The sequence below is a fragment of the Aeromonas sp. S12(2024) genome, from assembly GCF_041402305.1.
GTDB lineage: Bacteria > Pseudomonadota > Gammaproteobacteria > Enterobacterales > Aeromonadaceae > Aeromonas > Aeromonas veronii.
In genome coordinates this window covers 372,331-384,919 of record NZ_JBGLRB010000001.1, presented here as the reverse complement: position 1 = coordinate 384,919, position 12,589 = coordinate 372,331, and the positions used below count along the sequence as shown (strand labels likewise).

The window sequence follows — 12,589 nt, the reverse complement described above, 5'->3', positions numbered from 1 at the left end:
CGCGCTCTGTTAACCAAGAGAATAAGGGGAAGATCCCCACTGGGCAGCAAAGAGCATGCAGATTTCCATTTTCATCAGGATCGCTCATGTTCACCTCACTTCTGAATGCTTCACCCCTTGCCACCCTGCCCACCCCTGACGAGATGTTAAAGGCCAGACCCTGTCCGGCACGGCTCGCTCGCCAGCTCGCTCGCAGCCGCCAGCAAGCCCGCCATATTCTGCAGGGAGAGGATGATCGCCTGCTGCTGGTGATCGGCCCCTGCTCCATTCACGATCCGGTAGCCGCCCGCGACTATGGTGGCCGGCTGGCTGAACTGCAGGGCCAATACGGGGAGCAACTGCAACTGGTGATGCGCACCTATTTCGAAAAGCCGCGCACGACGCTCGGCTGGAAAGGATTTATCTTCGATCCCGACCTCGATGGCAGCGATCAACTGGAAAAGGGACTAACCCAGGCTCGGGAGTTACTGTTGGCACTTGGACAGGAAGGGCTCGCCTGTGCCACCGAATTTCTCGATCTCACCAGCATGCTCTATCTGGGGGATCTCATCAGCTGGGGCGCTATCGGTGCCCGCACCACCGAATCCCAGCTCCACCGCCAGCTAGCCTCCGCTCTCCCCTGCCCCATCGGTTTTAAAAACGGCACCGATGGCAATATCCGGATCGCAGTCGAGGCGATCCTCGCCAGCCGGGCGGCCCACCTCTATACCCAGCCTTCCGGTGATGGCCAGCTGGCACTGGTGCGCAGCCATGGCAACCCCGACTGTCATCTGATCCTGCGCGGTGGCCGCCAACCCAACTATCAGAGCAATCATGTTACAGAGGCTGGCGACTTGCTGCGCCAACATCATCTGTCACCCCGGCTGATGATCGATTGCAGCCACGGCAACAGCCAGAAACAGCATGCCCGCCAGCTGCTGGTTGCCCGTGACATTGCCGACCAGCTGGGCGCTGGTAGCCATGCCATCGCCGCCATCATGGTGGAAAGTTTTATCTGCGAAGGGCGTCAGGAGATTGGCAGCAAACCGCTGCGCTACGGCCAGTCGATCACCGATAGTTGTATCGGCTGGGCACAGACAAGGCGGCTGCTCGATATGGTAGCAGAAGGGGTGGAGGCACGCCGCCAGCAGCGGATCGCCCTGGCGGGATAAATGGCGGATTATTCAGATAACGCAGAAAAGAGTGTGGCCCCAATGGGGCCACCTTGTTGTTCACTGTCTGACGCACATCAGGCGACTGACTCACGCTCCACCAGCTGGGCTTCAAACTTGAGCGCCAGGCCGTCCACCGGCTTGTGATCGAGCAGACGCAGTGCCAACTCGGCTGCGCGGCTGCCCATCTCCTCGATGGGGTAGCGCACCGTGGTGAGCTTGGGATAGATGTAGCGGGCGTAGGGGATATCGTCGAACCCCACCACCGATACCTGCTGCGGGATCTTGTAACCCCGCTCCAGCAGGCAAGAGATCGCCCCCGCCACCATACCGTCGTTGAAACCGAGCACGGCCGTGAACTCGACACCACGGGCCAGCAGTTCACTCATCGCCACATATCCGCCATTTTCGTCGGCATAGGCGCGGCTGACGAGAGCAGGATCAAAGGCGATCCCGGCTCTCGCCAGGGTCTGGGTGTAACCGGCCATCCGCTGCTGACCATCGACAAACTCTTCATCATCGGAGGTGATAAAGGCGATGTTGCGATGACCGACATCCAGCAAGTGCTGGCACGCGGTGGTGATCCCCGCCTGGTTATCGAGCCAGACGCAGCGATCTTCCGCGCCCGGCACCTGACGGTTGATAAACACGATGGGGGTAGAGCCAGCCGCCAGCTCGCTCAGCTCCTCGTCCGGAAGCGCCTTGCTGTGGAGGATCAGCGCATCGCACTGGCGCTGCAGCAGCGCCTGAATGGCGTGACGCTCGCGCGCGATATCGTGGTTGCCAGACATGACGATGGTGAACTTGTTGGCCTGATCGACCATGGTTTCGATGCCACGCATCATCTGGGCAAAGAAGGGGCCGCCGCAGAGGTCGCCAACCAGCACGCCAATGCAGTTGGAACGCTTGCTGACCAGTGCCTGGGCAAAACTGTTGGGTCGAAAATTCAGTTCCTTCATGGCCGCCAGTACGGCCTCACGCTTTTCCGGTGCTACCTGTGCCGTGTTGTTGATAACCCGCGACACGGTGGAGATAGACACATTTGCCAGCTGAGAAACGTCTTTAATCGTTGCCACTATCCATTCCTTTATTGTGGGGGAACCTGTCGGTGCCGACGCCCGAGTATACCCTGCGGCCTGATGCAATTCCCGGAGCCAGGTCACCAGGCATGTTTCCTTTGGTAACAAAACCTTACCCGATGATACCCGGCAGCAGGGAAATTTGAAAACAGGGGCCGGCTGGCGGCCCCCGACTCAATAGGCGTGATTGAGCTCCCGCTCTGACATGAAGCGCAGCGGCTGCTGCAGCTTGTGCTGATAGATGAGATCGAACGACAACACGTTTTGCACGTAGTTGCGGGTCTCCTTGTAGGGAATGCTCTCGACCCACACGTCCATCGGCTTGTTGTCACTCTGCTCTCGCCAGCGTTTTACCCGTCCCGGCCCGGCGTTGTAGGCGGCCGCCGCCAGGATCCGGTTGCCGTCATAGACATCCAGCAAGCGCTTGAGATAGGCGCTCCCCAGACGAATATTCATCGTCGGATCAAACAGTTGCTGCTCGTTGCGATAGGGCACCCCCAGCTTGCCGGCAGTCTCTTTGGCAGTAGCAGGCATCAGCTGCATCAGACCGCGCGCCCCCACCGGCGACTGGGCCAGCGGATAGAGGGCACTCTCCTGACGGGAGATGGCATAGAGCAAACTGGTGTTCATGGTGCGCTCTTGCGCCATCTGGGAGAAGGTGCGTTTGAGCGGCAGCGGGAAGCGCAGGTCGAGGGCATCCCACGCTTCGGCGCGAATGCTGGCGAGAATGGCCAGCTCGTGCCAGCCCTGATTGAGGGCGATATGACCAAACTCGATGCGCTGGGCCACCGGATTGCGATCCATGTTGTGGATCCACTCCGAGCGGGCCGCCGCAATCTCGTTCATCGACAGCAGCTCACGCACCCGCAACAGGAAGGGCCAGCGCTGACTGGCCGTGCGCCAGTCCGGTACATGCTTGACGCTCTGGTTCTTGATGCGATAAGGCACCCCGGTGCGCTGGGCGGCCATAAAGCCGTAGAAACCGCGCAGGTTGGCAGTCTCCAGATAGAGATCCCGCGCCGGTTTTTGCTGCCCCTGTACTTCAAGGGAGCGCGCCATCCAGTAGCGCCAGCGATCCTCTTTCTGACGGGCCATCGGCATCATCTTCACCCAGCCGGAGAGGCCACGCCAATCCTGCTCCCAGATGGCCAGTCGTGCCCGCAGCTCGGTGATATCGGGATCCGCCAGTTTTTTCACCGTGCTGTCGACCCAGCTGCGCTGGGCTATGGAGCGATCCAGCAGCAGGCGGCGGGCAATGGCACGCTCTACCGGTTTCACCTCGGCCTGGGTCAGGCCGAAACGGCTGCGAAACAGCGCAAGCTGGCGCAGCACCGACTCCGGCTCCTGATTGGCATAGCGGGTCAAGCCGAGGGAAAGCAGCTTGCGGGAATAGGGATTGCTGCTGAAATAGGCCGGGTTCATCGCCTTGGCTGGCTGCTCGAACAGGGTCACCATCTGATCGCCATAGCTCTGCAAGCCGCTACCCAGGGTCGCGCCAAGATGGCGGATAAGATTGGGATTTTCCGCCTCGAACGCCAGCGTCATCCGCTGCCAGATCTTCTCCTGGGTTCGCTGACCGGATGCCTGCCACAGCTGGAACAGCGGGGAGCAGGCATCGGGGCGCGATTGACCGCTCATCCAGATCTTGCTCGCCCCCTGTAACGCCTCTTTCGGCTTGCCGGTGTAATAGAGCGCCTGATAGTGCATGCAGAGCAGATCGGTGGAGCTCGGCTTGGCCGGATAGAAGCGCAGGAACTGCGACCACTGCTGGCTCTGGGCCAGATAGGTCAGATAGCTGCGCTCCAGCCGGTTGGACTGGGGGGTATCTCCATGCTGGCGGATAAAGCGGGTCACATCGTTGTAATCCGCCGCCCCCGGACGAAAGGCGAGCTGATAGTAATCGAGGTAAGGGAGCAGGGGGTAATGGGTCAAACGGGCACGAATTTGCTGGAAACGGGCCTGATCATTGGCCCGTACGGCGTCATACGCCTGACGGTAGAGCGTCTGGTCGGCAGTCTGCGCCATCAGAGTCGGCACAAACAGCGCCGACAAAACAATTCCCCATACAGCTTTCACTGAACATCTCCATTGAGGGCAATACACCGCCCGGTGGCGGTGGGTCTACTGCCTCTCATTCTACCCGTTGCCGGGCAGCGCTACAGCGGGGAGCAGGGACTATTTTTCTGCCTCGCTCAGCTGCATTTCACGCAGTTGCTCCGGTCTGGTCAGCCGCTGTACATATTTCTCCAGATAGGGCACCGGCAGCGGCTTGGAGGCGAGATAGCCCTGATAGAAACTGCACCCCTGCGCCTTGAGAAACTCCAGTTGCTGACGGGACTCCACCCCTTCTGCCGTGACGTTGAACCCCATATGTCGCGCCATGGCGATCACCGCCTCGACGATGGCCATGTTGTCGCCATCTTTCGGGATGTCCTGAATGAATGAGCGGTCGATCTTGAGCTCATCGGCAGGCAGCCGCTTGAGGTAGCTCAGAGAGGAGTAACCGGCGCCAAAATCGTCGATGGCAAAGCTGATGCCGAGCTCCTTGAGCTCGGTCATCTTGCTGATGGTGTCCTCGGCATGGCCCAGCACCACGGATTCGGTGATCTCCAGATTGAGGCATGCCGGATCCATGCCGGTTTGCGCCAACACATCGTGGATCCGCTCGACAAAATCGGTGGCATGGAACTGCTTGGCACTGACGTTGACCGAGATCTGCGGAATGTGGATGCCGTTCTCCTCCCACAGCACATACTGGGCGCACGCCTCGTGCAGCACCCAGTTGCCGATATCGACAATCAGATCGGTCTCCTCGGCGATGGGGATAAACTCGGCCGGCGAGACCAGCGAGCGACCGGCCGGCTGCCAGCGAATGAGCGCCTCGACACCGATGATATCGCCGCCATCGACCATATGCTGGGGCTGATAGTAGAGGGTCAGCTCTTGCTGGCTGAGGGCGTTGCGCAATTCGTTGTGAATGAGCAGACGGCGATCCGCCTGCTGCTGCATCGAGGCATCGAAGAAACGACGGGTCTTGCGGCCAGCGGACTTGGCCTGATACATGGCGGTATCTGCCTGCTTGAGCAGATCATCGACCCCCTGCTCCCGATCCGGAAACAGGGTAATGCCAACGCTGGCGCCGATGTGCAGCACTTGCCCCACATAGGTATAAGGAGCGGCAATCTCGGTGATGAGCCGCTCGGCAATGATATCGGCCTGCATCTCCGCCTGGGGCGGGCTGGCCGAGAGCGATGGCAGCAGCAGTACAAACTCGTCACCGCCGAGGCGGGCCAGGCAATCTCCTTGCCGCACCAACCGTTTGAGACGGGCGGCGACCTCCTTGAGCAGCCAGTCACCGGTGGCGTGGCCGAGGGAGTCGTTGATGGTCTTGAAGTGGTCGAGATCGATAAAGAGCAGCGCGCCAATCAAGCCATCGCGGGTCGCCTCGTTGAAGGTCTGCACCAGAGTCTCGTGAAGTTGACGGCGATTGGGCAATCCGGTCAGCTCGTCGTAATAGGCGAGATCCTGAATGCGTCGCTCGGCCGCCTTGCGCTCGGAGATATCCTCGAAGCAGATGACAAAGTGGCTGATCACCCCCTTCTCGTCCTGCACCGGTGTAACTATCTCCCACTGGGGATAGGTGTGACCATCGACATGGCGACGCTGGGTCTCCCCCTGCCAGCGGCTGAGGGTATTGAGCTCGTAGCCGAGCCCACCCAGATTGGGCCAGAGATCCTCTTCCAGATGCAGGCCCAGCACCGACTGGCTGTCAAAGCCGGTGATCTGGCTGAAAGCATTGTTGACCCGCAGGATCTTGAACCCCGGATCCGTAATGATGATCCCTTCGTGGGTCTCGAATGCAACGGCAGAGAGCCGCATCTGGGCATCTGATTGCAATCGCTCCAGCTCGGCCACCATCCGTACCGAAAAGGTATTGAGCACCGAGGTGAGGTTGCTGGTATCTGCCGGGGCCGAATAGAGCAGCGCCAGATGGCCCAGAAGTTGGCCTCTGGCATCAAACAGCGGCTGACCATAATAAGTCTGCCCGGCCGCCAGCCAGGGTTGATACTCCTGCGACTCGTCGATCACCTCGAAACAGATGGCCCCCTGCTTGTAGAGCTCCTGACAGGGGGAGCCCGCCAGCGGATAGTCCTTCTGCGCCAGCCCGTCGGCGGCCAGCACTTTGACCCGGTCGGCACCGCACAACTCCCCCACCCAGACCGCATCCACCTTGAGAATATGAGCCAGCTGGCTGACCAGGGTATTGAAGAAATCGAGCCCGGTGCGGGCAGAGAGCGCCTGCGCCAACTGGGTGAGCAGGGTGGTTTGCAGCAGCGGCAAAGAGAGATTGAGGGAGGAGACCGCACTGTTGGCGGTATCAAGAGGGGCCAGCCAGCCACAGCAGATCTGCTGGGTGGGCACAAACTGGCCGCTCCAGAGCACATGGTTGAGCTGCCCCTGATCATCTTTCAGATGACCGATGAACTGTTCAGGCAGATGTGATTCATGAAGCCGGACGAGAAAGTCGGCAAAGCCTGCCTCATCTTCCGGTAACAGGCGAGCGGCCCAGGGATGATTGCCCTCCCCTTGCCACTGCTGGTAGGCCCCCTGATCAGAGAGACTCCACTGATCATGTTGCCGATCGAAAAACCACATGACTTGCGTGGCCTGCTGCTTCATTTACCACTCCAACACAACAACCAACCACGTTTGATGTCCAATCAGGCATAGCAACGCCCCCTGCATCCGCTCATCAGATCAGAGGTTGCGAGGGAAGAGTACAAACATGCGATATCAAGCAGTGGAAACCGGACATGAGGTCGACACGAAGTGCTGCCAAGAAGGGACAGAAACGATCCTATTCCCGTCATACTGCCTGCCAGTTTCATGGAGCTCAAGCTGTTTTTGGCACGAAACCGGAAAAGATCACAATTTATAAGTTGCTGAATAGCCAAGGGAAGGTTATGTGACTCAGATCACATTTCGATCTTTACCAATGAGTAATCTGAAGGTGAAGACACAAGCAAGACGACCCGAAGGGGGCCAATATGAAAATCGAAATTACCAGCAAAATCATCGACATCACCCCGGCTATCCGCGAGCGCATCGAATCCCGTTTTGAAAAGCTCGAACGTCTTCAGGTGCCTCTCATCACACCCCATGTGATTGTTTCCAAAGAGCGTCTGATGTTCACTGTCGAAGCCAGTGCTGGCATCCCCAACGGCAAACTGTTTGCCCAGGCAGAGCATGAGGATCTCTACGCCGCCATCAACGAACTGGGGCAAAAACTGGAGCGCCAACTCAACCGTCACACCGAAAAGCCGATTGCCCGTCGTGCCAATGCAGCGCTCAAAGAGCAGCCGCAACCGGATGAAGCTGACGCTTGATAGCATGCCGCAAGGCTAAAAATTCCAAAGAGCATAAAGGCGGGGTCACCCGCCTTTTTGTTGCCTGTGATTTGCCGACAAGCATCGCGTTACGTCAGTGAACAGGCGCCATCAACTGAGCCAGTGCAACCGGGTATCCACTCCCTGTTGCAAACGGTCGAGGATCGGCAGCAATACCAGCGGATCCTCCTGGCGTGGCATATCGGCCAGCTTTCCTTGCAACCGCTCCCGCGCCAGCGGTGACAGGTTGTCGTAGACAGCCTCATCCAGCAGCGGCTGTTTGACCGCCAGCGGCGGTGTTTGCAGCGCCAGCCAGAGCCGCACATCCACCATGCTTCCCCCTTGCTGCAACCGCTCATTGATGGCACTGCAGTCACTCCCCGCCCCTTCAGCCACCAGCACCTCTGCCGGTCTCAGCGCAAAGTGCAGACGCCAGTCACGGCTCTGGGGAGTGGCCGCCGGTTTGGCATCAAACCAGGGCTGCTCCTCCACCGCGTCGGTCAGCAGGGCCAGATGCAACCGGAAATCAGCCCGATCCCCATGCTGCAGGTCACGGTTGAGGCGCTGCCCCAACTGGCCCTCATCAACGAGCAGGTGATTACGGATTGAACTGGGCAGCATGAGATAACTCTCGAAAATGGCGATTTCACTGGTTATCGGCCACAAATCCAATTCTTTTAATGGAAAAATCCTGCTTGGGGGTTCACAAAACCGGAAGATCTGTTAGTATGCGCCTCGCACTTGTGGAGGGGTTCCCGAGCGGCCAAAGGGATCAGACTGTAAATCTGACGGCTCTGCCTTCGAAGGTTCGAATCCTTCTCCCTCCACCATTTCAAGTGCGACAATTTGAAAGCAATACCCCGTGGAGGGGTTCCCGAGCGGCCAAAGGGATCAGACTGTAAATCTGACGGCTCTGCCTTCGAAGGTTCGAATCCTTCTCCCTCCACCATCATTCAGAAAACCCGGCCTAGCGCCGGGTTTTCGCATTTTTGGCCCATCGCAATTCATTCTCCCTCTGCACTGCCAACCTTTATCACGGCTTGCCCGCGGCCGATCGCGCAATAATAAAACGGGAGGCCTGCGCCTCCCGTTTACGTTCATATCAGCCCTGTTACGGGATGAAGCGTTACAGAGTAAAGCGATAGAAGATATCGACCGCCTGAGCCACCCCGCTCATCGCCTGCAGATAGAGCCGTGGCAATACCTCGTAGCGCAGCTTGAACTCGGCGATGGGGCTGAAGACCCCGACCCCGTACTGGAACTGCAAGCCCGGCAGCAGATATGCAGACAGAGTCACCTGGGTGTTGTCGCCACTGCCCGCGGTATCGAGAGAGACATCGCTCATCCCCAGCGACTCGCCGATACTCGACACCACGCCATTGGCCTGACTCACCGCTCCGGCCACCAGCAGACCGTTGAAACCGCCATCCTCACCGCCAGTCTGTAACCCTTTGCCACGCAGCAGATAGGAGAGCTGTTCCGACTGCGCCATCTGCGGCTCGGAGTAGACAGTGATTTCAGGCTTGCTGGCAGGGCCGGTCACCCGCACCCCGACCGTCACCTGACCCTCGATGGTATCGGGATCCCGGTTGGCTTCGATGTTGAGGAACGGCCGATCCAGCGGACCGGAGAAGAGGATCCGCCCCTCCTTGATGATGAGGTTCTGACCGTAAGCCTTGAAGCGGCCGTTGGTCAGCACCAGCTGGCCATTGCCAGCCAGCGGCTTCTCGGGATCCTGACGGATATTGAGGCCACCGGAGACATCGGTCTTCAACCCCATGGCATCAAGCTTCACATCGTTGCCAAGGCGGATCGCCACCTTCATCGCCAGCGGCAGACTTGCCTGCTTGGGAGCAGGGGGCAGATCGTCATAGACCACGGTCACATCATCGGAGACCGCCACCGCCGAATCCGGCAGGCTCTTGACCAGAATGCGCGCCCAGGGAATATCCACCTGACCGGTAATCCGGGTCTCCTCCCCCAGCGACACCGCGATATCGGGCGAGACTCTGACCCGGCCCATGCCCGGATATTGTGCCTCCAGATCCTTACCCTGAATGGTGAGGCTGCCGCTGACCGGCATCTTGGCCCAGCTGAGCCAGCCGCCCAACGCCAGCGGCCCCTTGCCCACCAGCATGGAGCCATCGAGTTCGGCGCGGTTGCCCTCTATCTTGAGGCGGGTCACCAGCTTGGTCAGGGTCACCATATCGGAGTGAGTCTGCACTTCACCGTCACGCAGGTTGAGCTGACCAAACAGCAGGGGCGCCGCAAGCGTGCCGTCGAAACGGGCATCGGCGGAGATGATCCCTTGCAGGGAGCGCACCTCAGGGATGAGCGGCGCGAAGGTATTGAGCTTGAGATCGTCAAACTTGAGCTGACCGCCGAGCAGACCGCGACCGGCAGGCTCCTTGATCAGCAGATCGGTATCGATATTGCCGATCTGCTTGGAGGCAAAATCGAGGCGAATGGCCGCCTGCTGCCGCTCGAAATCCAGGGCCAGAGCCAGCTGCTGATAGTCGGTCTTGAGGCCATCTGCCACAAAAGTGCCCGGCGTGGTGCGCACCACCGCATGCAGGGTCGGCTGATTGCCACGCCAGCTGGCACGCCCATCGGCCGAGAGCATCGTCTGCCAGCGGAAGTTGTCCGGCAACCAGGGGCGCAGCCGCTTGAGATCAAACTCGCTCAGGGCAAACTCCAGGGTACCCTGGGCAGCGGAGACCTGACTCCCCTTGACGCAGAGGCTGGCCCCTTGGGAGCCGAGGCAGAGATCCCCCATCGCCAGCCGCTGACGCGGCAGATCGAGATCCAGCGCCCAGGGGGAGCTCAAGTCCCAACGGCGCAGCGGGGTTTTCAGCCGCAACTCGGAGAGCGCCCCGCGCCAGTGATCCCCGCGCACGCCGCCACCCAGTTTGAGGTTGGCCGCAACAGGGTCACCCTTCATGGTCAGGGTCAACAGATGCTGACTGATATCGCCGCTGAGGTTCAGGGCCAGCTGGCTGAGCTTGGTTTCGCCCTGTTTCAGCTGCGCCACCAACAACGCGAGCTCACCGGCCGGTTTGGCACCGATCACCGCATTACCCTTGAGGCTAATGCCCTTCAGGTCGGTGCCGGCATAGTAGAGCCGGTCGGATGCGAGATCCGCATCGATTTTTGGCGTCTGCTGATTGCCACTGACCTTCACCTGTCCCTTGATATCCCCTTTCAGGCCGGGATAGATGCCCCCCAGCTGGGGAGCCTGCAGGTTGGCATCGAGCTTCCACTGGGCGCTGCTGATACTGCCCTTGGCCTGCAACTGGTTGGGGCCACTTTGCAGCGAGAGCGCCGGGATCAGCCACTCCATCTTGTCGTTGCCGCTAAGCTCCCCCTTGAGGGCCAGCGGGTACTGGTTGAGCTTACCATCCACCTTGAGCTTGGGCAGTTTCAGCTCCCAGTGACCCGCTTCGTTCATCACGAAACGGCTCTCCAGCTCACCGGCCAGCGTCCCTTTCAGCTCGGGCAGCAGCTCGGCCGGATTGATCCCCTTGAACAGTGTGGTCCCCTGCCACTCAACCCCCTTGTTCCAGGCGAGTTTGCCATCGAGTTTGAGCTCCCCCTTGAGGGCGTTGAGCTGCAAGGCGATCTTGCTGAGCCGCTCCAGATCCCCCTTGCCGTCCAGCGCAAGCTTGAAGGGGGGGACATCGGTCCCCTTGCCGGAGGTATTGAGGGCAAACTGGTAGCCGGAGAGCTTGCCCTTGGCAGTCAGGCTCCCTTTGTCCAGCCGATAGCTCGGCTCATCTTTGGCTGGCTTGTGAAGAGGCCAACCGAGGCTCTTCCAGTCGAGGGCCAGATCAAAAGGGAGATCCGGGTCGAGGGCGGCCAGCGAGCCCTTGAGATTGGCGGCAACCGGCCCCTTGGCCGACAACGCCAACCCCAGCTTGCCAACCGAACCGTTCAGCGCCAGCGTGGCCTGCTCACCCTGCAGCTCGCCATCCAGCAGCCCCTTGCGGGCCTTGGCATCCAGCGTCACCGCCAGCGGGTAGTCGTCACTGAGCTGGATGTGGCCCTTGAGCGCCAGATCGGCCATGGCGTGGCGCAGCGAGAGCTCGCGCACCTCGATGCGATCGTCGGCAGCAGTGGCCGACAGCTGCAGCTTGTCGAGCCCTTCAATCAGCTCGCCCTGCTTATATTTCACGCGAGTCGCGCTGACCCCTTCCAGCTGGATGGGGAAAGGAAGATGAATGGCGGGCAGGAGAATGGGGGCAGCCTTTGCCGTGTTCGCAGCAGGGGTCCCTTTACCCTGTTTGGCTGTCTCGGCGCTGGCCTTGTCGTTGCGCGCCACCGCAGTTCCGGCTTGCTTCTCGTTAGCGGCCGGCTGTTTGGCAGATTTGGCTGTGCTGGCGGGTGCCGCGTCATCCAGCGTCACCGTCAGGTTATCGAGCACCGGGCCGCGTACAATCAGCCCCTTGCGGTTGAGGGTGGCGCCGATATCGAGGGACCCCAGGGTCACGGCCACGCCGGGCACTGCCAGATCGAGATCGGCCACCTTGAGACTGTCGACCTGGATCTTGAGTGGCAGCGGGCGCCAGACAAAGGGTTCGGAAGACTCTTCCGGGGCAGGCTCCGAGTCGGCCACCTTCACCACCGGATGAGTCACTTCAAGCGATTTGATCCAGAGTTTGCCCTGCAGCAACTTGCCGAGATCCCAGTCGAGCACGGCGCGATCCACCGTGACATCCACCAGCTCATCCTGCCAGCCGGCCCCTTCCAGGGTCCAGCCGTAGCCAAGCTGACCGGCCACCAGCTCCCCCTTGAGAGAAGGCAGCGCTCCCTTGGCCTGTTGCCACAACCACTTGTTGCCCTGATGGGTAAAGCCCAGCAGGCTGACGCCAATGAGCAGCAAGAACACCAGCCCCATCAGCCAGAGAAAAATGCGTTTTAGCCAGATCACAATGCAGACCCCCGCGCAAGATACAGACGCAGCGGCCAAAGAAAA

General features: G+C 60.1%; 7 protein-coding genes and 2 tRNA genes. 4 read left to right on the top strand and 5 right to left on the bottom strand.

Going from position 1 to position 12,589, the window contains the following annotated elements; all coding sequences use genetic code 11:
- Positions 1–86 precede the first annotated feature (86 nt).
- Positions 87–1,151 carry a 3-deoxy-7-phosphoheptulonate synthase gene (locus ACB035_RS01730; protein ID WP_371166523.1) on the top strand — a complete coding sequence of 355 codons (1,065 nt, stop codon included), beginning with the start codon at positions 87–89 and terminating at the stop codon, positions 1,149–1,151.
- Between the two features lie 77 nt (positions 1,152–1,228).
- Here the strand turns inward: ACB035_RS01730 and ACB035_RS01725 are convergent, their stop codons facing one another.
- The 3 genes from ACB035_RS01725 to ACB035_RS01715 form a co-directional block, all read right to left on the bottom strand.
- A complete protein-coding gene (locus ACB035_RS01725) occupies positions 1,229–2,227 on the bottom strand; it encodes a LacI family DNA-binding transcriptional regulator (protein ID WP_371166522.1) in 999 nt (332 codons plus the stop codon).
- A 177-nt stretch (positions 2,228–2,404) separates the two neighbouring features.
- On the bottom strand, positions 2,405–4,306 hold the full coding sequence (locus ACB035_RS01720) for a transglycosylase SLT domain-containing protein (RefSeq protein ID WP_139459824.1): 1,902 nt from the start codon (positions 4,304–4,306) through the stop codon (positions 2,405–2,407).
- 99 nt (positions 4,307–4,405) lie between these two features.
- Positions 4,406–6,910: a bifunctional diguanylate cyclase/phosphodiesterase gene (locus tag ACB035_RS01715; protein ID WP_040066125.1), complete on the bottom strand. Its 2,505-nt coding sequence runs from the start codon at positions 6,908–6,910 to the stop codon at positions 4,406–4,408.
- Positions 6,911–7,278: 368 nt separating this feature from the next.
- On the opposite strand from ACB035_RS01715, the gene hpf reads away from it, so the two are divergent.
- Positions 7,279–7,617 (top strand): ribosome hibernation-promoting factor, HPF/YfiA family, encoded by a 339-nt coding sequence (hpf, locus tag ACB035_RS01710; RefSeq protein WP_005334257.1) that lies wholly within the window; start codon positions 7,279–7,281, stop codon positions 7,615–7,617.
- Positions 7,618–7,728: 111 nt separating this feature from the next.
- Here hpf and ACB035_RS01705 read toward each other — a convergent pair whose 3' ends face one another.
- Positions 7,729–8,238, bottom strand: coding sequence for a VC2046/SO_2500 family protein (locus ACB035_RS01705; protein WP_201903705.1), 510 nt, complete (start codon positions 8,236–8,238; stop codon positions 7,729–7,731).
- 124 nt (positions 8,239–8,362) lie between these two features.
- On the opposite strand from ACB035_RS01705, the gene ACB035_RS01700 reads away from it, so the two are divergent.
- Both ACB035_RS01700 and ACB035_RS01695 read left to right on the top strand, forming a co-directional pair.
- Positions 8,363–8,447 (top strand) — tRNA-Tyr (locus tag ACB035_RS01700).
- Between the two features lie 34 nt (positions 8,448–8,481).
- Positions 8,482–8,566: transfer RNA gene (locus ACB035_RS01695), tRNA-Tyr, on the top strand.
- Between the two features lie 177 nt (positions 8,567–8,743).
- On the opposite strand, the gene ACB035_RS01690 is transcribed toward ACB035_RS01695, so the two are convergent.
- A complete protein-coding gene (locus ACB035_RS01690) occupies positions 8,744–12,544 on the bottom strand; it encodes a translocation/assembly module TamB domain-containing protein (protein ID WP_371166521.1) in 3,801 nt (1,266 codons plus the stop codon).
- Positions 12,545–12,589 lie beyond the last annotated feature (45 nt).

Bases quoted from the DNA above. Each gene is read 5' to 3' on its own strand.
- ACB035_RS01730 (WP_371166523.1), top strand. From the start codon at position 87: ATGTTCACCTCACTTCTGAATGCTTCACCCCTTGCCACCCTGCCCACC.
- ACB035_RS01715 (WP_040066125.1), bottom strand. From the start codon at position 6,910: ATGAAGCAGCAGGCCACGCAAGTCATGTGGTTTTTCGATCGGCAACAT.
- hpf (WP_005334257.1), top strand. From the start codon at position 7,279: ATGAAAATCGAAATTACCAGCAAAATCATCGACATCACCCCGGCTATC.
- ACB035_RS01705 (WP_201903705.1), bottom strand. From the start codon at position 8,238: ATGCTGCCCAGTTCAATCCGTAATCACCTGCTCGTTGATGAGGGCCAG.